The 21,512-nt window shown below is 36.9% G+C and carries 23 protein-coding genes, 3 tRNA genes and 1 pseudogene; 11 read left to right on the forward strand and 16 right to left on the reverse strand.

Going from position 1 to position 21,512, the window contains the following annotated elements; genetic code table 11:
• Positions 1-314: 314 nt before the first annotated feature.
• The 4 genes from ompR (at position 315) to I2F23_RS03785 (ending at position 4,671) form a co-directional block, all read left to right on the forward strand.
• Positions 315-1,076 carry an osmolarity response regulator transcription factor OmpR gene (gene ompR, locus I2F23_RS03770; protein ID WP_195771235.1) on the forward strand — a complete coding sequence of 254 codons (762 nt, stop codon included), beginning with the start codon at positions 315-317 and terminating at the stop codon, positions 1,074-1,076.
• 39 nt (positions 1,077-1,115) lie between these two features.
• Positions 1,116-2,525, forward strand: a complete 1,410-nt coding sequence (locus tag I2F23_RS03775) for an ATP-binding protein (protein WP_195771236.1) — start codon at positions 1,116-1,118, stop codon at positions 2,523-2,525.
• Between the two features lie 153 nt (positions 2,526-2,678).
• On the forward strand, positions 2,679-4,178 hold the full coding sequence (locus tag I2F23_RS03780) for an acetyl-CoA hydrolase/transferase family protein (RefSeq protein ID WP_195771237.1): 1,500 nt from the start codon (positions 2,679-2,681) through the stop codon (positions 4,176-4,178).
• A gap of 73 nt (positions 4,179-4,251) precedes the next feature.
• Positions 4,252-4,671, forward strand: coding sequence for a GNAT family acetyltransferase (locus I2F23_RS03785; protein WP_195771238.1), 420 nt, complete (start codon positions 4,252-4,254; stop codon positions 4,669-4,671).
• On the opposite strand, the gene I2F23_RS03790 is transcribed toward I2F23_RS03785, so the two are convergent.
• The 4 genes from I2F23_RS03790 to I2F23_RS03805 form a co-directional block, all read right to left on the reverse strand.
• The gene (locus I2F23_RS03790; protein ID WP_323127178.1) at positions 4,668-6,029 is read right to left on the reverse strand and encodes an Nramp family divalent metal transporter; all 1,362 of its coding nucleotides are present in this window, start codon (positions 6,027-6,029) and stop codon (positions 4,668-4,670) included. The genes I2F23_RS03785 and I2F23_RS03790 overlap by 4 nt on opposite strands.
• A gap of 161 nt (positions 6,030-6,190) precedes the next feature.
• A tRNA-Phe gene (locus tag I2F23_RS03795) sits at positions 6,191-6,266 on the reverse strand.
• A 123-nt stretch (positions 6,267-6,389) separates the two neighbouring features.
• Positions 6,390-6,465, reverse strand: a tRNA-Phe gene (locus I2F23_RS03800).
• Between the two features lie 104 nt (positions 6,466-6,569).
• On the reverse strand, positions 6,570-6,953 hold the full coding sequence (locus I2F23_RS03805; RefSeq protein ID WP_195771240.1) for a GNAT family N-acetyltransferase: 384 nt from the start codon (positions 6,951-6,953) through the stop codon (positions 6,570-6,572).
• An 86-nt stretch (positions 6,954-7,039) separates the two neighbouring features.
• Here I2F23_RS03805 and hisB point away from each other — a divergent pair, with 86 nt between their 5' ends.
• The 4 genes from hisB (at position 7,040) to hisA (ending at position 9,782) form a co-directional block, all read left to right on the forward strand.
• Entirely contained in the window at positions 7,040-7,636 is a 597-nt protein-coding gene (gene hisB / locus I2F23_RS03810; RefSeq protein ID WP_195771241.1) for an imidazoleglycerol-phosphate dehydratase HisB, read from the forward strand.
• A complete protein-coding gene (hisH, locus tag I2F23_RS03815) occupies positions 7,637-8,254 on the forward strand; it encodes an imidazole glycerol phosphate synthase subunit HisH (protein ID WP_195771242.1) in 618 nt (205 codons plus the stop codon). It begins immediately after the preceding gene.
• Between the two features lie 105 nt (positions 8,255-8,359).
• Positions 8,360-8,947, forward strand: a complete 588-nt coding sequence (locus tag I2F23_RS03820) for a DUF805 domain-containing protein (protein ID WP_195771243.1) — start codon at positions 8,360-8,362, stop codon at positions 8,945-8,947.
• Between the two features lie 109 nt (positions 8,948-9,056).
• On the forward strand, positions 9,057-9,782 hold the full coding sequence (gene hisA, locus I2F23_RS03825) for a 1-(5-phosphoribosyl)-5-[(5-phosphoribosylamino)methylideneamino]imidazole-4-carboxamide isomerase (RefSeq protein WP_195771244.1): 726 nt from the start codon (positions 9,057-9,059) through the stop codon (positions 9,780-9,782).
• A 211-nt stretch (positions 9,783-9,993) separates the two neighbouring features.
• Here the strand turns inward: hisA and I2F23_RS14080 are convergent.
• From I2F23_RS14080 to I2F23_RS03840, 3 genes and pseudogenes are all read right to left on the reverse strand, one after another.
• Positions 9,994-10,210, reverse strand: a pseudogene (locus I2F23_RS14080) (DUF4870 family protein); the annotation flags it as partial.
• Between the two features lie 11 nt (positions 10,211-10,221).
• Positions 10,222-10,842 (reverse strand): DUF1294 domain-containing protein, encoded by a 621-nt coding sequence (locus I2F23_RS03835; RefSeq protein ID WP_195771246.1) that lies wholly within the window; start codon positions 10,840-10,842, stop codon positions 10,222-10,224.
• A gap of 3 nt (positions 10,843-10,845) precedes the next feature.
• Entirely contained in the window at positions 10,846-11,802 is a 957-nt protein-coding gene (locus I2F23_RS03840) for a homoserine kinase (protein WP_195771247.1), read from the reverse strand.
• Positions 11,803-11,905: 103 nt separating this feature from the next.
• Here I2F23_RS03840 and hisF point away from each other — a divergent pair, with 103 nt between their 5' ends.
• On the forward strand, positions 11,906-12,664 hold the full coding sequence (hisF, locus tag I2F23_RS03845; RefSeq protein ID WP_195771248.1) for an imidazole glycerol phosphate synthase subunit HisF: 759 nt from the start codon (positions 11,906-11,908) through the stop codon (positions 12,662-12,664).
• A 44-nt stretch (positions 12,665-12,708) separates the two neighbouring features.
• Here the strand turns inward: hisF and I2F23_RS03850 are convergent, their stop codons facing one another.
• From I2F23_RS03850 to I2F23_RS03875, 7 genes are read right to left on the reverse strand one after another with little or no spacing between them, the layout of a single operon-like run.
• Positions 12,709-13,458 (reverse strand): CDP-diacylglycerol diphosphatase, encoded by a 750-nt coding sequence (locus I2F23_RS03850; RefSeq protein ID WP_195771249.1) that lies wholly within the window; start codon positions 13,456-13,458, stop codon positions 12,709-12,711.
• Positions 13,459-13,461: 3 nt separating this feature from the next.
• A complete protein-coding gene (locus I2F23_RS13885) occupies positions 13,462-14,130 on the reverse strand; it encodes a phospholipase D-like domain-containing protein (protein ID WP_323127179.1) in 669 nt (222 codons plus the stop codon).
• Between the two features lie 18 nt (positions 14,131-14,148).
• Entirely contained in the window at positions 14,149-14,718 is a 570-nt protein-coding gene (locus I2F23_RS13890) for a phospholipase D-like domain-containing protein (RefSeq protein ID WP_228284750.1), read from the reverse strand.
• A complete protein-coding gene (locus I2F23_RS03860; protein WP_195771250.1) occupies positions 14,711-15,331 on the reverse strand; it encodes a MotA/TolQ/ExbB proton channel family protein in 621 nt (206 codons plus the stop codon). Before I2F23_RS03860 ends, I2F23_RS13890 begins: the two co-directional genes overlap by 8 nt.
• 18 nt (positions 15,332-15,349) lie before the next feature.
• Positions 15,350-17,581, reverse strand: a complete 2,232-nt coding sequence (locus I2F23_RS03865) for a TonB-dependent receptor family protein (RefSeq protein WP_195771251.1) — start codon at positions 17,579-17,581, stop codon at positions 15,350-15,352.
• Between the two features lie 26 nt (positions 17,582-17,607).
• Entirely contained in the window at positions 17,608-18,444 is an 837-nt protein-coding gene (locus I2F23_RS03870; protein ID WP_195771252.1) for a TonB family protein, read from the reverse strand.
• A 2-nt stretch (positions 18,445-18,446) separates the two neighbouring features.
• Positions 18,447-18,851 carry an ExbD/TolR family protein gene (locus I2F23_RS03875; protein WP_195771253.1) on the reverse strand — a complete coding sequence of 135 codons (405 nt, stop codon included), beginning with the start codon at positions 18,849-18,851 and terminating at the stop codon, positions 18,447-18,449.
• A 280-nt stretch (positions 18,852-19,131) separates the two neighbouring features.
• Here I2F23_RS03875 and I2F23_RS03880 point away from each other — a divergent pair.
• Positions 19,132-19,207, forward strand: a tRNA-Thr gene (locus I2F23_RS03880).
• 45 nt (positions 19,208-19,252) lie between these two features.
• On the opposite strand, the gene I2F23_RS03885 is transcribed toward I2F23_RS03880, so the two are convergent.
• Positions 19,253-19,573: a hypothetical protein gene (locus I2F23_RS03885; protein WP_195771254.1), complete on the reverse strand. Its 321-nt coding sequence runs from the start codon at positions 19,571-19,573 to the stop codon at positions 19,253-19,255.
• Positions 19,574-19,812: 239 nt separating this feature from the next.
• Between I2F23_RS03885 and I2F23_RS03890 the strand changes: the two genes are divergently transcribed.
• Positions 19,813-20,712, forward strand: a complete 900-nt coding sequence (locus tag I2F23_RS03890; RefSeq protein WP_195771255.1) for an EamA family transporter — start codon at positions 19,813-19,815, stop codon at positions 20,710-20,712.
• Here I2F23_RS03890 and I2F23_RS03895 read toward each other — a convergent pair.
• Entirely contained in the window at positions 20,684-21,496 is an 813-nt protein-coding gene (locus I2F23_RS03895) for an SAM-dependent methyltransferase (RefSeq protein WP_195771256.1), read from the reverse strand. The genes I2F23_RS03890 and I2F23_RS03895 overlap by 29 nt on opposite strands.
• Positions 21,497-21,512: the final 16 nt, after the last annotated feature.

The following is a 21,512-nucleotide window of genomic DNA, read 5'->3' on the forward strand; positions in this document are numbered from 1 at the left end:
CTTAAGGAACATAAACTAAAAGCAGAGATTATAAAGACCATGCTCGTAAAATCTACAGGTAGAAGTAGGATTTTTTAAATTTATCGCAATAAATATGCACTTATTTTGTTTTTAAATGTATTTCTAGGTATCTTTACCTTGAATATCGCTACTTTAACAACCACCTAAAGACATATAATGAAAAGTTATACAATCCGTCATGTCACTGTAGATATTTGTAAAATTAGGCAAATTAATACATAGCCATACACAGGTTGAAAGCATTATACTCAAACTATCTAATATTAAATAATTGATTAAAAAGGGAGCACTTTATGAGTTTAGTGGTACCTGCTGAAAACACGGAAAATGTTGTAGATACAGACCGTGTTGAACGTATTTTGGTAGTCGACGATGATGTACGCTTACGTACACTTTTACAGCGTTTTTTAGAAGATAAAGGCTTTGTCGTCAAAACAGCACACGATGCCACTCAAATGGATCGTTTACTTCAACGCGAATTATTTTCTCTTATTGTTTTAGACTTTATGCTTCCAATGGAAGATGGGTTAAGTATCTGTCGTCGATTACGTCAATCTAACATCGACACTCCTATTATTATGCTTACAGCTAGAGGAAGTGATTCTGACCGTATCGCAGGTTTAGATGCTGGTGCAGATGATTACTTACCCAAACCATTCAATCCAAATGAGCTACTGGCTCGTATTCGTGCAATTTTACGTCGCCAAGTCCGTGAAGTGCCAGGTGCACCAAGTCAGCAAATGGAAGTTGTCAGTTTCGGCCCTTGGTCATTAGATCTGTCAACACGTGCGCTTACACGTGAGGGTCAAGTAGTTACACTAACTACAGGTGAGTTTGCTGTACTCAAAGCATTGGTACAACACCCTCGTGAACCACTTACTCGTGACAAGCTGATGAACCTTGCGCGTGGCCGTGAATGGGGTGCAATGGAACGCTCTATCGACGTTCAAGTATCACGTTTACGCAGATTGGTTGAAGACAACCCAGCACGTGCACGTTATATTCAAACAGTGTGGGGCGTTGGTTATGTTTTTGTCCCAGATGGTGCAGAATAACAGCCACTGCTTTATATATGCTTATGCTAGGAAACTTAAGTGACACTTGATCCAATTAACCCTAAAGAACTCATTGATTCATCTGGTTACTACGCGCAAAAGCGTACCAAAATGGAAAAGTTTCTAGATAAAATTAAGCCACGTTCTGCGGCAATGCGAACAACTGTTTTGGTTGCCTCCGTGGTGTTCTTTAGCTTATTTATGTCACTTTGGTTTTTCTGGCGTACATTATATTTGCCTGAAATACAGCAACATGCACGCTATTTAGCCATAGAACTCGATATTATTCACAACCCCAACTTCACGATCTCTCATCATGGAAAGGATATCGATGTTGATACATGGTTATATCGTCGTTTGGGCGTGGAATACATTACGGATCCTAAGCAATATCCGAATGTACAAGAAAAATTAATTGCAGATTTTATTACAAGTCGAATAGAAAAACGCCTTGCTCAAGAGTTACAAGTGAATAGAGAGCAAGTGACTGTTTATTTTAAATTTAAGCCTTCACCAACAATTTGGGTACAAACACCAGATATGCATGGTCATTGGCTCAAAGAACCATTAACCACTTATGCAAACTATAAGCCAGAACTCATATTTGGTTGGCTCTTTGGTATTCCTATTCTGGCATTTATCATTATTCTCACATTAGTACGTCAGTTAAATCGTCCCCTCAAACGATTACAAAATGCGGCCAATGCCTATAGCCAAACAGGTACAGCACCTTATCTGACAACCAATCACGGCCCACTAGAAATTAGAGAAGTAAATCAGGCATTTAATCATATGGTCTACAATTTAGAGCAAATTGAAAAAGATCGTAAAATTATGCTTGCAGGTATTTCTCATGACCTAAGAACCCCTTTAACACGCATTCGACTAACAGCTGAAATGTTGCCTGATGCCTTCTTAAAAGAAGGATTAATCTATGATGTCGATGATATGGATGCGATTTTGAACCAATTTATTTCTTATATGCGCGATGGTTCGGATGAGATACTTTCAGATACAGACATTAACTGCCTTTTACAAGAATTAATTGTTCAGTTTAGTCCTTTAGATATTCGATTTACCCCAGAAGATATACCCGTCATTCAAGCACGGAGCTTATCTCTTAAACGACTCATTGGTAACTTAATTAATAATGCAAAACGCTATGGTGCAGAGCCTATTGAAGTTTCTGCACGAGTCAATCATAAGCAAATTGAAATTAGTGTTGCCGACCATGGTGAAGGCGTACCCAATGATCAAATAGAAGCACTCATGCAACCATTTGTTCGTGGAAATACAGCACGTACTATCCAAGGCAGTGGATTGGGGCTTGCCATCGTAAAACGTATTGTAGATATTCACCAAGGAGAGTTAACCTTAAAAAATCGCGATGAGGGTGGGTTTGAAGCAATAATCTCTCTTCCCATTCAAACAAAAAATGTAAAAACATAAATTGTCAGATTAAGAACGCTTTCAAAAGTTGCTATTTAAAATACATATATTTATTTTGGATTATTATACCTTAGACTAAGGTAGTTACATCGGTGAGTACAACAGCGTAAAATCGCTGATACAGGGAAAAAAATAATGTTTGAAGGGTTCAACATGTCATCTAATCGTATTCGTTTTGCGCCACTACAAGAGCGCGTTATTTCAGCAGAAGCAGCAGCAGACTTTATTCAAGATGGAATGATTATTGGAATGAGTGGTTTCACACGAGCAGGTGAAGCAAAAGCCATTCCTTTAGCATTGACCGAAAAACATAATGATAAAGCACCTCAAATTACACTTATTACAGGTGCAAGTTTAGGGAACGACCTCGATAAGAAACTCACCGAAAAAGGTATTCTTGCCCGTCGTATGCCATTTCAGGTCGATACGACACTTAGAAAAGCGATCAATAAGGGACAAGTCATGTTTATCGATCAGCATCTTTCTGAAACTGTCGAACAAATGCGCGGCTTCACATTAAAAAGACCTGATATCGCGATCATAGAAGCCATTGCTATTTCAGAAGATGGTTTGATTATTCCTACAACATCCGTTGGTAACTCCGCGAGCTTTATTGAGTTTGCAGATAAAATTCTTATTGAAATTAATACTTCAGTCAGCCCAACCTTAGAGGGTTCACATGATATTTATACTCCTTCAGCACGACCAAGTCGTGCCCCTATTCCACTGACACAGGTAGACGATAGAATTGGTACAAAAGGGATTCCTTTTGACCCAAATAAAGTGCTTGGTATTGTATTTAATGACTTGCCTGATTCGCCTTCGACAGTAACAGATCCTGATACTGAAACCCAAGCAATTGCAGATCACCTCATTCAGTTTTTTGAAAATGAAGTAAAAACTGGATATTTGCCTAAACATCTTGCACCTTTACAAGCAGGTATTGGCTCAATTGCAAATGCAGTATTAACTGGATTTAAAGATGCACCTTTTGAAGATTTGATTATGTATTCAGAAGTATTGCAAGACAGTACTTTTGAGTTAATTGATGCAGGAAAAATGAAGTTTGCATCTGGGTGTTCGATTACGCTTTCTAAGAAATGTGGTGACCGTGTCTTTAATAATCTAGAAAAATACAAAGATAAATTTGTACTTCGCCCACAAGAAATCTCTAACCATCCAGAGATTGTACGTAGACTCGGTATTATTAGTATCAATACTGCTTTAGAGTTCGATATTTACGGTAATGTAAACTCTACACATGTAGGTGGTACTAAAATGATGAATGGCATTGGAGGATCAGGCGACTTTGCTAGAAATGCACATTTGGCTATTTTTGTTACGAAATCTATTGCAAAAGGTGGAGCGATTTCTTCGGTAGTTCCAATGGTAAGTCATGTAGATCATACAGAGCACGACACAGATATTCTTGTTACAGAACAAGGCTTAGCAGATTTAAGAGGCCTCGCTCCTAGAGAGCGCGCAAAAGTCATTATTGAAAACTGTGTTCATCCTGACTACAAAGAAATCCTCGAAGATTATTTTAACCGCGCATGCGAAAAAGGTGGCCACACACCACATCTTTTAAAAGAAGCAATTGAGTGGCATACCAATTTCGAAGACTATGGTTCAATGAAACCCAACAAAAACTAAACGATAAGGTAAGTCGCCATGATTTTTTCTTACATGGCGATCTTTCATACTAAATATTACTGATGTGGTTACTATGTTTATTATTAGAACAATTGAAAATAAAGATATAGATACAGTCGTTGAATTATGGGAAATCTGTAATATTACGCGTCCATGGAATCATCCTGAAACGGATATTTTTAGAAAAATGAATCAAAAAGATGATCTATTTTTAGTTGCAGAAAAAGATAACAATGTTATTGCTTCCATTATGGGAGGATATGATGGACATCGAGGTTGGATTCACTATCTTGCAGTACATCCTGACCATCAGCGCCTAGGTATAGCCACAGCACTTATACAGAATATTGAAAAAAGACTTATTGCTATTGGCTGTCCTAAAATTCAACTCATGGTTCGACCAGAAAATACATCGGTTATTCATTTTTATGAAACATTAGATTTCGAAGAAATTGAAAGCGTCTGCCTAGGCAAACGCTTAATTCAGGACTAACCGAATAATTTATTAGCAGTTTCAATAATAAGTTGAATATTTAACCCCACTAATAGTGTAGTAGAAATAACACCTACAGCAATCGTTAGTTTCGAATTAACAAATTCTCCCATCCACTTCTTATTCGATGTAATCCAAATTAATGGGATCATTGAGACAGGCAGAGCAATACTTAGAAATACTTGTGAGTAAATAAGTAAGCCTTCGATCACATCTTCACGATCTCCCCAAAAATAAATTGCTAGAAAAATAGGTAATGTTGCTAAAGCACGTGTAATAAACCGACGTAACCATGCAGGTACTTTCAAGTTAACAAAGCCCTCCATGACAATTTGTCCAGTTAAAGTGCCTGTAATCGTTGAGTTTTGTCCTGAAGCCAATAATGCAACTGCAAATAATGTAGCAAGCAACCCACTGGCTATACTTCCAACAATCGCAGGATTTTCTAACGCATGATATAACTGTGAAAACCGCCCTAACTGTTCAGGGTCATGACCAAAAAATAACGCAGCGCCTAGAATTAGTAGTAAGCAATTAATCACAAAAGAAAATGTTAACTGCAAATTTGAATCGAAAATTGAAAACTTAATTGCATCTTTAATCCCTTCTTTAGTTTTACGATCATATTGACGCGATTGTACTAAAGATGAATGAAGGTAAAGATTATGAGGCATAACAGTTGCCCCCACGATTCCTAAAGCAATAAGCAGTGCAGAATCTTGACCAGACAAAGAAGCAGTAAATATTTCTTTTTGTGGAATAAATCCACGTACAATGTCACCCAAATGAGGTGAAGCGAGCATGACCTCATAGGCAAAAATGAGAAATATTGTCAAAATAAGTGTAAATACAAAAGCTTCAATCTTGCGTAAACCAAAGGATAAACACAACAGTAATAAGAAGACATCAAATAAAGTTAACAATACCCCTAGCATTAATGGCATGCCAAATAATAAATTAAGGGCAATTGCTGTTCCAATCACTTCTGCAACATCGGTTGCCATAATAGCAAGCTCAGCAATAACCCATAAAATAAAAGCCCCTTTCTTTCCTGTCAGTGTTCGAGTTGCTTGTGCTAGATCCATTCCTGTAACAATACCAAGTTTACTGCACATGGCTTGCAATAGCATTGCAATCAAGCTTGAAAGCAAAATTACCGACAATAAAAGATATCCATACAGTGCCCCACCCTGAATAGAAGTAATCCAGTTACCAGGATCCATATATCCCACTGCAACAAGCGCACCTGGCCCTGAGAATGCAAACAGTTTTCGAAAAAAAGAAGCATTGGAGCTGGGTATAGGTACTGTATTATTGACTTCTTGAAGACTTTTCGTCATTTTCTCTCGCATTTTCATCAATACCTTATATCATTATTAATATATTTGAAAATGATTATCATTTAAATAATTTTATTGTGTTTCTCTATCTAGATTTTAATTTTTTTACGATCCTAACCATCTACTATAACAATAAGCATAAAAAAAGCCCCAGTAAAATACTAGGGCTTTTTTGAATATGGTGGCGTGAGGCAGGATCGAACTGCCGACACACGGATTTTCAATCCGTTGCTCTACCTACTGAGCTATCGCGCCAATGGGTGTATTAAGCCTGAAACAGGTACAAAAGTCAATAAAAAATATTCATAATTCAATCAACTGAACATTCTTTATTCAAAAAAAATCCCTGATGGGACCAGGGATTGAAAACACAAATTTTGGTGGCGTGAGGCAGGATCGAACTGCCGACACACGGATTTTCAATCCGTTGCTCTACCTACTGAGCTATCGCGCCGATGTGGTGCGTATTAAACAGCTTCATGACATTTGCGTCAAGTACTTATTAAAATATTTATTACAAATGATTATTTTTAAACCCAATTGAGTTATATATGAATATCATTTAGACAGCAAATCGAGGATTCGTTTAATTGCTGCACAGCCAGGAGTAAATAAAGTATGTAGATTATGCTTTTTTTCCATAAAACATACTTCTGAAATTAGCCTTTGAGCAACCCCTCTTCCCCTATTGGCAGGATGTACAACAATATATTTTAAAATACGCTTAGAATTCGCTTCAGCTCTAAAGCACCAAATTGCCGCAATAATTTTGGTATTAAATTCTGCTGTATACAATAATGTTTGCTCGCCTATCGTTTTTTTTAATTCGTGAACAGCTTCTATACCATTAGAAAACTCAGGACTCGTCATATAAAGCTGTTCTAATTGCCTTTCTATTTCTTTATTTTCTAAAGAAGAATAAGGATGAATGGTGATAGGCATTGATTAACCCTCCTGAGCCATCTAATATTGCTATAGTAAATACAGCCATTGTTATTAAAACCAGCCATTTATTAAGGAATGTGTCCATGACGACTCAACGTATCAGTGAAGTAGTGAGAAACACCAACGAAACTAAAATTCGTGTTCGTGTAAACCTCGATGGTACAGGTCAGGGCACTTTAAATACTGGTGTTCCTTTTTTAGATCATATGATCGATCAAATCAAGCGACATGGTCTATTTGATATAGATATACACTGTGATGGCGATCTTGAAATTGATGACCACCATACAGTAGAGGATTGTGGCATTACACTTGGCCAAGCTTTTGCACAAGCACTTGGTGACAAAAAAGGTATCCGTCGCTATGGTCACTTCTATGCACCACTTGATGAGTCTCTTTCTCGTGTTGTCGTAGATATTTCAGGGCGTCCGGGATTATTTATGGACATTCCTTTTACACGCGCACGTATTGGAACATTTGATGTTGATTTGTTCTCAGAATTCTTCCAAGGATTTGTAAACCATGCATTAATGACGCTGCATATTGACAATCTAAAAGGAAAAAATAGTCATCATCAAATCGAAAGTACATTCAAAGCATTTGCACGTGCTTTACGTATGGCATGTGAACAAGACCCACGTGCGGCAGGTACAATCGCATCAACAAAAGGAAGTTTATAAATGACACGTATAGCACTTTTGGACTATGGCATGGGTAATCTACACTCTGCTGCAAAAGCTTTAGAGCATGTGGGTGCAAGTGTAGATGTAACCAATGATCCAAAACTCATTGCACAAGCCGACAAAATCGTTTTTCCTGGTGTAGGTGCAATGCGTGACTGTATATTAGGTATGCAAGATGCTGGCATTGATGAAGTCATTAAACATGCTGCTTTTAATAAGCCCGTTTTAGCGATTTGTGTGGGTATGCAAGCCCTGTTACAGCAGTCTGAAGAAAATGGCGGTAGTAATGCATTAGGTATCTTTGAAGGAACGGTAAAACGCTTCCCAGACATAGATCAGCTTAAAGTACCACATATGGGGTGGAATCAAGTTCATCAAAATGAGCCAAACCATCCTATGTGGAAAGATATCTCACAAGATTCACGTTTTTACTTTGTACATAGTTTCTATGTCGAACCTAAAGATACGAGCACAGTAGCTGCTACATGCAATTATGGTTTAGATTTTTGTGCAGCAATTCATAAGGAAAATTTATTTGCAACACAATTCCATCCTGAGAAAAGTCATACCGCTGGCTTACAGTTACTTAAAAACTTTGTAGAGTGGAATATTTAAACTAAAGATTTAGAACAATATAAAGAGGCTAAAATGGCCTCTTTATTATTTTATTTTGATAAAAAATTAACATATAATAACAAAAATGCAAAATAGAGCACACAAATGACCACTGAAGTTTCTCAAAATCCTTCTTCTACCAATGATGAAAAAGTACCTAAAATATTTTCACGTAAAGGCCGTCTAGGAAGACTTTCTTTTGCAGCATGGTACGGTTTAGTCGGTAGTATATTTGCTTTACTTATTTTTCCAATTCTATTTCGTTGTTTATCTAGTAATTCTTTTCATAATCATCATCCTGACTTCACTTATAACCTCATTTTCCCAATAATTATTTTTTTTATTTTTGGTATTATCCTGTTTTACTTATATACGGTACTAAGTATTAAACGTGTACATGATTGCAATCAAAGTGGATGGATGGTTTTATTAAGTTTCATACCTATTGTTAACATTTTATTTTCTATCTATTTATACTGTGCTGCTGGTACTAGCGAAGCAAATCAGTATGGCAATGTTAGAGAAACAAAGGCATGGGAAAAGTATTTAGGATGGTTCTATATTGTCGTTCTACCACTATTTTCCTTATTGTTTACAGGAGTGATATTTTTTCTATCAGACGATCAAAGATATATACTTCTTACTCACGTAATTACGTTCTACTTTCATTACCTTGAAATCTTCTACTTTTAGCTTGGTTATTTTATTGCAATCTAAATCTGCTTTTTTCATAGACAACAACAGATAGTTTGCTAATATCAAAGCATATTTACGACTTTAACTGAGAACAAGGTGCGACAGCATGTTAATTATTCCTGCAATTGACCTCAAAGATGGAAAGTGTGTTCGACTCAAACAAGGACGTATGGAAGACGATACCGTTTTTTCTGATGATCCTGTAGCAACAGCAACGCATTGGGTGAATGAGGGTGCACGTCGTCTCCATCTTGTAGATTTAAATGGTGCTTTTGCAGGCACACCTATTCATAAAAATGTTGTTGAAGCAATTGCTAAAGCACACCCTGAACTACCTATTCAAATTGGTGGTGGTATTCGCTCACTAGAAACTATTGAGCATTACTTAGAGGCGGGGGTATCTTTTGCTATTATTGGTACAAAAGCAGCAAAAGAACCTGAGTTTGTAGAAGAAGCATGTAAAAGATTTGCTGGACATATTATTGTTGGTATAGATGCTAAAGATGGCTATGTAGCAACAGACGGTTGGGCAAATGTACTTGATGTAAAAGCAACCGACTTAGCAAAACGATTTGCAGATGCAGGTGTTTCAAGCATTGTCTACACTGATATTGCACGTGATGGCATGATGCAAGGTGTGAATATGGAGCAAACTATTGCTCTTGCCGATTATTGTGGCATTCCTGTCATTGCATCTGGTGGTGTAACCAATATAGATGATGTACAAAAATTAAAAGGCCAACACGGTATTTTAGGTGCTATTACAGGTCGCGCAATTTATGAAGGTTCATTAAACCTACGCGAAGCACAAATGCTACTCGATAGTAAATAAAAACCATAAAAAAGAGGTCAAATGACCTCTTTTTTTTATGAGTACATGGCTCTATTGTCATTCAATACAATTAAGCCTCGAACAGCTCTATAAATAATCCAAAACCATGCAATAACGACAATTGCCATCCAAATCATTAACCCTACAGGACCGACAACATCTTGTGAGTCTGCGCCATTGGTGGTTATTAAAAATATAAAAAGTGGAACAGCACCCAAAATATTCCAAAGTAGGTACCACCAAACTGTACGAATTTGCCAAGTAAAATGGCTTTCAAAGATTGTTCCTTGTACATCTTTTCTTTTTACATAGTTAATAATAAGTGCAACAACTGCCAAAATACCTGCAGAAAAAATGGCAGCTATATACAAAATGTAGAGTACAAAAGTAAGTGTTTTGTCTGACTTAAACTGTGCATCAAATGACATATATCCCTCTTCTATTGTTCTAATAAGATAAGCATACCTATAGTAAACAATATATTAATGACAACAGTACAGAGGAAAATCTTTTTAAACGGTTGCTTTTGTGTTTTATGTCTGAACTTTTGTTGCGCAAACCACGCAAAAGTCCAGCCACCTAACAATGCAAGGAGATGCAAAGTCATCTCAGGTATACGTTGCTTTCCTCGTTGTGATGCAGTTTTATCACGGCGATATGCCAAATAAGTAATAGCATTCACTAAGACAAGCCATAAGAAATAAAACTGCGGTAACTTTCCAACGTTCAGTAAGACAAAGAGAATGAGCCAATACAGAATAATACCTATGGTCATTTTGTCCAAAGTTGAATTTTGCTTAGAAAATGACTCGATGCGTGTATTTAGTGGCTTATGAGTTTGAGATGCCTTTAAATAAATAACATCTTTTGCACGTATACGCCCTTTCGCATCAACAACCACTGCATAATCTAATGCACATCCAATCAAAGGCCGTGGTCCTTTTTTTGCAAAATCTTGAATATGCAAAAATACCTTATGCTCTTTTTGGTGGTCTGACTGAATAAAGCCATAACCTTTTTCATCAAACCACTCAGTTAAACGGCCTTGATCTCTCTTCATTACTTATAGCTCAGTCACATGTGCTAAACGTTCAATAAGCATTGCGCGCATTTGAGCAGGATCTTTTTGAAAAACATCATCACCTCCACGCCCTTCTAAACGATTGAGTCTCGCTACGTTTAAACGTAATAACCAGAAACGACAAGCCATCATCGCCAGATAGACGTTCATACACATTCGCTCATCTTCACTAAGCGGACGAATCATTTCATATGTTGTTAAATATGCATCTACACGTGATTTATCTAAAGAAACATCAGGATATTGCGTGCAAAAATCATTAATCGTAATGGCAATATCAAAGAGTAGCTCATCAAAATTTAACTCAAAGAAATCTAAAATTCCTTCTAACCGATCTCCTTCAAACAAGGTATTATCACGAAATAGATCCGAGTGAATCCAACCTTGTGCGCGATTTGGATATTGTTTTTGGTACTTTGCAAAAATTTGATAAACACGCTCAAACAATGCCGCATCTTGCTCAGACATTTCTTCTTTTTGTAATGTCTTCCCAATATCTGTCCAATAAATATGGCCACGACTATGACTACGCGACAAAGGAAAATCTTGTAGCGCGATATGCAATTTTGCTTGTGCGATCGCTATTTGTTTCACTTGCTCGACAGTTGCTTCTTCAGGATGTTCACCCCAAACACGTGGAGCAATTTGTGCAGGCTTACCTACTAAATAATGAATCGCCTTTCCACTATGTTCTAACGGCGCAGCAACAGGTACATCATGTTGTTCTAATTGTTTTAAAACAGGGACTAATTCACCCGCACTTTGCTCAGTTTCATTTTCAAAAACCGTTAAAACATATTGCGTCTCATCTTTACAAATAATAAAGTAGTTTGTGTTTTGAATACCACCTTGAATGGGAACAAGTGCAATAACATTTAAACCATAGGCCTCAGCAAACTGCTGGACTTCATCAACATTCAACGGTGTGTAAACAGACATAGAAAACCTGCGTGAAACAAAATAAGCTTGATAGAATACATGAAGTTTATCAAGTTTGTAGCCCTTCACGGGAACTTTATTTATAGACCATTGGACTACAATTATGCTTGCAAAACGAATCATCCCTTGTTTAGACGTAGATAACGGTCGTGTTGTTAAAGGCGTTCAGTTCTTAGACATTCGTGATGCAGGTGATCCTGTCGAAGTTGCAAAGCGTTATAACGAACAAGGTGCAGATGAAATTACCTTCTTGGATATTACAGCAACGCATCATGGTCGAGATACTACATATCGTACTGTAGAGCGTATGGCTTCTTCTGTATTTGTCCCACTCACTGTAGGTGGTGGTGTACGTAAAGTCGAAGATATTCGCTCACTTTTAAATGCAGGTGCAGACAAAGTAAGTATTAACTCTGCTGCTGTATTTAATCCTGAATTTGTACAAGAAGCCTCTTCACGCTTCGGTGCGCAATGTATTGTTGCCGCAATTGATGCAAAAAAAGTTGCAGATAACAAATGGGAAATTTTTACCCATGGTGGTCGTAAAGCAACTGGAATAGATGCTATAGAGTGGGCTGTAAAAATGGCAGATTACGGCGCAGGTGAATTACTCATTACAAGTATGGATGCAGATGGTACAAAAGCGGGCTATGACATTGCGCTTATGCGTGCCATTAATGATCGAGTTTCTATTCCAACCATTGCATCAGGTGGTGTGGGCAATTTACAGCATTTAGCAGATGGTATTTTACAAGGTGGTGCTGATGCTGTTCTAGCAGCAAGTATTTTTCACTTTGGCCAACATACAATTCCTGAGGCAAAAGAATATCTTGCCGCACAAGGCATAGAAATGCGAGTTTAAAAATCGAGTGCCATAACACTAGATGTGATGGCACTTCCATTTATTTAATGAGTCACTTGACACTCGGTATCTTGTACTTCTTCAATTGAACCTAAGTTCATTTCTAATACATTAAACTTCGTTGCAAGTAATATTGCCTCATTATTCTCTATAGAAACCATTGCTAGACCATAGTCACCCATTTTTGTCTTTGGCTGTGTTTTTACATATTGCTCTAGCTGTAAAAATGGACTTTGCTCATCTAAATCAGCTACCTTTATTTTCTTAGCAATATACGTATGACCCAAAAGTTTATCGGGTAAAATAGACCATTGCTCACGAATATCTGAGCGATATTTTTGAAGCACTGTATAAACATTTTCCTTTAAACATGATGAATGTATATGCAATTGATCTTGTGTACGTCCATGCGAAGAGTTCACAGAAAAAGAAAGATACTTCGGATCAATTTCTTTCTTATTTTGCTGATTCAAAATTTGGGCATTTACCCAAGCATCATGAAAGTAATTTGGCGTTTGCACATTCAATAGTTGTACATCTTCAATACCAGTCACTTTTTGTGTAGGGATAATTAAAGTCTGTACAGGCCCTTTAATATCACGCAACACCACATAGCCTTCTTGTCTATTAATTACAAGACAATCGCCTTTCAGATCTTGGCTTGTACCACAACGTTCATTTACAATTTGCCAAAGTACATTTCTATTTGAAACCACTTTAGAAACTTGTTGGCATCCGAATGCACTAAGCATTACAAGTCCCAACAGGGTATAAATCCAGTGTTTATATTGCATGATTTACTCTTTTGCTGGGTTTACTCTCATATACTTTTTTTGAACATCAATATCTTGTGCATAAGGGCTTGTCCAAAGTTGCTCATATAGCATATCTAAACGCCTTGCCATATGCTCATCATTCAAGACAACTTCTAAATTTCTTGAACTGTCAAAATAACCACCGCTCCAATTCGATGTCCCTACCCATGCAGTATGATGGTCTATTGTCATATATTTACTATGAACAACGCGTGCAAAGGGAATAAAGCCTTGTTTGCTCTTAGGAATCGTCACAATTTTAATATGAATATTAGGTATAAGTGCCAAGCTTTTTAACCATGATAGATCGGGCTCTTTCACATTCCAATCAGCCACCATTAAATTAACTTTTACCCCTTTGGCTGCAGCTGCACGCAGGCTATTGTCAATTAATGGATAAAACGCTCTTTTCCCTTTTGTCTCTGTAAAACTAAGTGGAGAATACTGCATCACCTGTATGTTTATTTCTGACTGTGCAGTTGCTATCAATTTTGGAAAAGCTTCTTCAGTAATATATGTTTCATTTGGCGTTACCTGCGCAGGACTGGCCAGTAAGTAACTTTCTTTCTTCGGATCATTTAAAATCTGATGCTGAGAAAATGTTTCAAGCGCTTTTCCCTGATGAATACGTGCTTGGTTTATCCAGTCCACCTGAAAAATATGGGCTATTTATTGAACAAGATTTATTTGGTGAATCGCTAAACCTGTTTCATGAATATGCGTCAATGCTCTCCAATCAAAATTTTGGCTTCCAACAAAAGCTACTTTATCATCTACAACAAAATATTTTGCGTGAATAATTCCATTTTCAATTTTAGAAAAATCTATAATTCGTAATTCTAAATGAGGAATTGCTTGAATTCGCTGAATTGTTTCTGGATTAGAGATATCCACTCCTTTCTGATCCAATAAAAATCGAATTTTTACACCACGCTCACCAGCTTGATGCAATGCATTGAGTACCTGATCTAAACTAGAATTTGACTGGTTATATACATAAAATTGCGCGATATCAATACTATGTTTTGCTGAAGCAAACATTTCTTCCCAAACGACTGCTGCACTACGTAGATCATCATTTTGTAACTGTGTTTCTACGGGTGTATTTACAACCAATTCCATCCCTTCAGACTGAAATTTGGCATAAGATGTATGTGTTGTCATAAATATAGATAAAATACTAAAAAAGCCCAAACGACACAGTCGTCTGAGCTCTTGAGATGAATTACAACTAAGCATAACGCTTTTCATTAACGACTTCTGGCTTTGCTAATTTTTTCTCTTTACTGACTTGAATGAGTAAAATTTTTGAAAGCTCGTTAATTTTTTCAATACGACTACCTAAGAAATTATTCGCGATTAATGCAATTAATGCAATCGCAATACCTAGTCCTGTGGCATACAGTGCTGTACCCATACCACCAGATACTTTACTTGCATCTGAGGTACCCGATGCAGCAAGCGCATGGAATGTATCTACAATACCAAGAATGGTACCTAGAAGACCCAATAAAGGTGCAGCAGTCACAATCGTTTCTAAAATCCAAATACCTTTATTTAACGCACCTTTACTTTGTAAGTATTGTTGTTCTATAACATCTGACTTTTCATTTTCAGAGGAAAAGTGTGTAGTGAGTAGAGGCTGAATTAAAGCATATGCAGGATTCTTGTCTTTCTTATCAACTTGCTGTTCATCAATTTTTGCATCACGTTGTAATTGATCTTTTAGCTTTTTACTCTGTTTCAATGTCCAAGAGAAGTAAATCACTCGCTCAATAAAAATAACAGCCAATACAACCAAAGAAGCGTACATCACGTAGAAAATAAGATTATGGATCAGTTCAGCATTCATTTTAAGTTACCTTTTTATTTACATTTTTGCAGATAAAGAAATTACAAACGTACGCTCTTCACCAATAATATATTGAGGAGATGAACCTTTAGCTTGTCCGAGAGTTTTAGAGTTTTGTTTTACAGATTTTGCTGATGCTAGATATTCTTTATCAAACAAATTATTTACACCAAAGCTTAGGGTTGCTTCTTTAATAAACTTTTTGTCTACTGGTAAATGTACACCTGCCGAGAAATCAAATACTGTACGACCTGCAATTTTTTCATCATTGGTCATATCACCATAAAATGGGCCTGTATAGTTTCCTTTGAAATCCCATGTCCAACGACTGTCGTCATAACCAAGACCAGCAGTCAGTACATTTTTTGAAGTATTCGGAGATTGCTTGCCACTCGTTGGTAAGGCAACGCCTTTACTCATGACATTGTCTTTTTGTTCAGAGTCTGTATAACTATATGATGTATAATAATTTAAGTTATAAGGTAGCTTTCCACTCCACTCTAACTCTAAGCCTCGAGTATCAACTGTTCCACCATTAATCATAATATCGTCACCGCCTCCATTTTGGCTTGAGAGCTGACGATTTTTATAATGCAGATTAAATAGAGTGGCACTTACTAGCATTTTATCTGTTTGATAGCGCCATCCCAGTTCATTATTTAAACTAATTTCTGGTTTGAGACTTAAAGAATCATCTGCGTTATACAACACATAGTTTTGTGGTGCACGCATATTTTTTGAGATGTTATAGAAAAATTGGTTCTGTTCATTAAGCTGATACTTTGCACTAAAATTAGGTAAAAGCTCATTATATTTTGCTTGTTTCTGATATGCAGTTGTCGAAAGACTTCCTTTATTTTCACCTTTACGCTGTACACTTTCCCAAGCAAAACCACCTGCTAAAGTGATTTTTGGAGAAACATACCACGTATCTTGCAACCAAATACGCTGTGCAGGTGTGGTCGTAAATTGATTACGCCCTTGTACAATATTTCCTTTTGCATCTACAACTTGATTTGATTCTGCCCAAACATCTGTAGGCACGCCATTATTTGCATAAATATAAGGTTGAGTTTGACGCTGACGTGCACGCTCATACCAATATCCCGCCGAAATACTATGCTCGTCTGTTACATCCCATTTTACTTTTGTAGTAATTCCTGGACGCCATGTGGTCGTCATTGATGGTCTATAATATGATGCAGACCCCGTTAAATTGCTTAAGTCATATACATTCGATTTATTTGATGATTTAGATAAAGTACTCGATCCGACGGCACCACCACCGTTACCCCAATAATAGTATGGCTGAATAGTTGCTTTAAGACGTTCACTTAGAATCAAATCTTGTGTAAATGAAATATTTAAATTTTCAAATGGATTACGTGCATATTGATAATATTTTGAACTTGTAGGGTCTGATGAGTAGTCTGCTTTATGTCCAGTTGTACCATTTGCTGTGGGTGCCGAGTCATAATCTGCTTTCGTGATGGTATTATACTGATAATTGTTCTGCTTATTATATTTAACAATCAAGCTACTGGTATTACCATTATCTGCTTTATAAAAGGCATTAGCTTCAACTTTATTTCCCTCTAAATCACCAAGGCCTTTCCATTTATCTGCTTCCGTATGAGATGCCGAAAGCCATGCACTAAAATTACCTATTCTACCTGTTTCTAAACGAGCAAAACTTTTTCTTAAATTATTACTACCAAATTTCTGCTCTACAAATACACCTGCATCACGGTCTGGGCGCTTGGTCACTAAACCAATATTACCGCCACTTGAACCAATATGTGGACCATCTGCTTCAGATGAACCTTGAGTGACAAAAACTTGGCTTACATTTTCAGAGTCGCCGAGCAAGTTAGGATAAACGGCATAATTGCCTGAATCATTAAGTGGAATTCCATCTGCAGATAAACCAATTTGGTCTGCATTCATACCACGCATGCTATAGTTCAGACCACTAATACCTGTCGAGTCATTACTCGCCATTTGCAGACCGGGAACATTTGCAATTTTATCCAGCGCATTCCCCGCACTTGGATTAGTGTTCATAGCTTCTGCTGTAACCACCGAACGTGCTTTGGGTGTATCTTCCTGAACCATTAAGCCACCACCAAGTGATTGACCTTTAACACTGACTGTTCCAACATTAACTGCACTATTTTCTGCATGTGCAACAACTGACATTAAAATAGATACTATCGAAACTGATAACAATTTCTTTTCAAACATTTTCATAGATAATTTCCCTAACGCAGACAACATCAAGGTGCGCTATAGTTTAATGTGGCAATAAATTTTTTCTGACTTTCCCCTGCAAAAGCTTCTGCAGGAAATGGCTCAACTTGCTTAATATTTTGTAAACTTGACAAAGCAGCTCTGTTCAACAACATGCTTTTCGATTTTTCTGAAACTCCTGAATCAAGGACTTTTCCTGAACGATCAACTTGCAACCACACCACTACATTTCCTTCGGGACGATCTAATGATGCATCCCTACCTGTTGGATAACGCTTTTGCTCTTCAACCGCGGCACGTACTTGCTTCAAGTAACCTGCTTCCGCGCTAGGATTTCCTGTACTATGTACTACTGGAGGTGTTGGCTTTGGCTTTTCCACCACAGGCTCAGCTTTTGGTTTCTCAACAACGTCGGCTTTAGGAGCTTCAACCTTCGAGGTATCTGTCTTTTGCGTAACTTCTGGCGTTGGTTTTTCTACTTCCTTTTCGACTTTCGCCTCAATTTTTGGCTCAACCTTTTTTACTTTTGGTTCAATCTTCGGTTTTAGAGGCTCAGGTTTCGGTTTAGGCTGTTCTACCTTCACTTTTGGTTTAGGCTTCACTTGTTCAATCGCATCTTCCACAGGAACATCAGGCTCTGGAGTGGGTGTAGGTATTGGTTCAGGTTGTGTTTGAGGCTCAATCACTTTAGGTGTTGGCTCAGGCAGTGGCTCTGCCAATGAAATCTCTATTGTTTTTTCATCGTATTTCGGTTGAATCTTTAGTGCATCAGGCTGACTCATAAATAATAAATAGGCACCCATAAAAACCGCAGGGCACCAACTTAAAATATGTCTATTTTGATAAACGAAGTATGTACTCATACTTATGGCTTCCGCGCGGCCAAAGAGACGGAAGTAAAGCCATCGGCACGTAAACGATCCATGACTTGAACAAGTTGCTCTACAGCTACGCCCTTGTCACTGTTAATAATTATTGAAAGATTTTGACCCTGCTGTTTTTGATTTTTTAAATTCTGTAATAACTGATCTACTGTCAGTTTCTGACCATCCAGCTGAATTGTATCTGGCAATAATGTCACTACGGCTTTGGTTTGTGGCTTCAAAGCCTGAGCTGTAGTGGCTGAAGGAAGCTGTGTTTTTAGTCCTTGAGAAGGAATAACATTTAAACTAATTAATACGAAAAACACCAAGAGGAACATCATCACGTCAATCATAGGAATGAGTTCTATATGTGGTTTTGCTTTTTTAGATTCACTCCAACTACGCATGAAATAAATACCTTACCATTCGATGATCGACATGGTATCGGCCAATTATTACACTTCGGTGATGAATATATTAAGATAAAATTAATATTCCATAAATTCTCCACTTTATTTAGAGCTATTTTTATTCTTATAAAGTTATTTATAAACAATAACTTAAAATTCATCTTAAAATTAGACCCTAATATTTCTTCTTTTAATCTATCTGAATGTCCTTATTTACTCTATTTGTTTATTTTTTGGCTTGACCTTTAGAAATAATCCTATAGAATAGCCACACGTTGCCGACATAGCTCAGTTGGTAGAGCAACTGACTTGTAATCAGTAGGTCCTCAGTTCGAATCCGAGTGTCGGCACCAACGAATTCTAAAAATCCTCTCTATGCCTTATAGAGAGGATTTTTTTTAATTTAATCCATAACATTTTGATGTTGCAACATTTTGATCTGTTTGTGCATTTGCTGGATAAACAAAGCATAACAAAGATTTTTTACCCTGTTGCAAAGTAAAAATTGGCCCTCGCTCCCCCATTTGAGTGTTGATAATTTTAGCACCATGATTCAAAAAATCAGACATCGACTTTTGTTGACTATTTAATGTCGTAGGATATTCCAATGCATTCCCTACGACTTTTGCCCCCGTTTCTGGTGGCCACGACATTTGTGCAAAGGTACTTTGAATCCCTAATGCTAAAATCGCAAAACATAAAACTTTTTTATTAAACATATAAATCCCTTAATCTAAGAATATATTTTATATTTATATAAGACTTATTTAATATTTACGAGACAACCTACAATAAAGTAGCAAAAAATAAGAAATAACCAACGTTTCAATACTTTATATTATATAAAAAGATCATAAAAATCATTGTACTAAAATAAAAAAACTTAACGCTTTAGGTTAAATATGCTGTAAATTCTTATACAGGATAAAAAGTAAATATAGAACAAGGAAAGTAAAAAATGGCGATTAAAGATATTTTTTTGGCAATGGTCATTATTTTGGCATGGGGTTTAAATTTTGTCGTTATTAAATTCGGTGTTGCAGATATTCCACCATTTTTACTCGGTGCCTTACGTTTCATATGCGTCGCTTTTCCTGCTATTTTTCGCCCACGTATCCCACTTCATCTGCTTGCATTTTATGGGCTTACACTTTGTTTTGGGCAATTTGCTTTACTCTTCTTAGCTATACATCTTGGCATGCCCGCAGGAATTGCTTCATTAGTTCTACAGTCTCAGGCCTTTTTTACAATTTTATTGAGCTATTTATTTTTAAAAGAAGCAATTCATTTACCTCAAATAATAGGTATTTGTGTTGCACTACTTGGGCTAATCACCCTAGCCTCTAGCCAATATATGCAAAATACCCAAACCATTATTCCAGTATTACCGCTTTTCTTCGTTCTCACAGCAGGACTTTCATGGGGTATGGGAAATATCTGTAATAAAGTTATTTTAAAGAATGGTCAGACAAAAACGCTTTCTCTTGTCGCATGGGGTGGATTATTCCCAATTTTTCCCTTTCTTATTTGCTCATTTATATTTGAAGGAAAAACTCAAATAGAACATAGTTTGAGCCATTTTTCTTTTAAAGATGTCATGATTGTAATGTATCTTTCTGTCATTTGCTCTCTCATTGGCTACAGTCTATGGGGCCATTTACTCCACAAATATGAAACATGGAAAGTTGCACCACTTACATTATTGGTTCCTGTTGTTGGTCTAATTTCAGCTTTTATATTTTTAAATGAGGTTTTGTCGATACAGCAATTCATAGGTACATTAATAGTTATTTTAGGGCTATGCATTAACGTTTTTGGCGCACGTATTTTTAAGAAGATTCGGTCGATTTATAACTAACAACTTGCACATAATCTAAAATACCTTCCTTAAATAGCAAATGGCATAGTTTTGCGGTGAGCTTAATTTTGATGCCATCTAAACCATGGATATGATTAGATTCTTTTTCTCGTGCTGTAATATAACTTGAAAACCCACCCAATACTGGCTCTGTAAGTATCTGAATATCCGTATGTTGCCAACCAAATTGCTTTAAGACACATTCAAGTTGGTGAGAAGAGTAAATATGATCTAAATTAACATCAGCTAACCCGAGTAAATAGCGATATTTTTTCTTTTGCAGAAAAGAGAGTGATGTCCAACGGCTTTTAAATACCAAATAATGAAAACCAAGACGTGTACGACCATGTGTAAATGGTTCAATTGAAGCTAAAAAATGGGGCAAAGCATGATGATACAACGCATCTATACACATAATCGCATCATAATTTGAATTTAAATCTAGTGATTTTAAATTCAAAAATGATCCCTGATATTTATTGATCTGCTTTAGAGCCTTATGCCGACCAAGATGTTGAAAGCATTCTGCTTGTAACTCAACAGCATCAATATGACTTACATTGTACTTTTGTTGCCATAAATTTAAACTTCCGCCCCATCCACAACCTAGGTCAAGTACATAATCATTTGAATTCAAAACGAGAGCATTTGCCAAAGTAATTGCCAGATTTTGGCAAGCTTGAGGATAATCTATCCCCACTTGCCATAAACCCAAATTGGTCCATGGCAACGAAGATGTATCTCCAAGCATCACAGCATTAATTGCATACTTGTGTGAGGGCATTTTAGCTTTCAAATGA

Origin of the sequence: Acinetobacter pollinis (assembly GCF_015627175.1) — a bacterium.
Lineage (GTDB): Bacteria > Pseudomonadota > Gammaproteobacteria > Pseudomonadales > Moraxellaceae > Acinetobacter > Acinetobacter pollinis.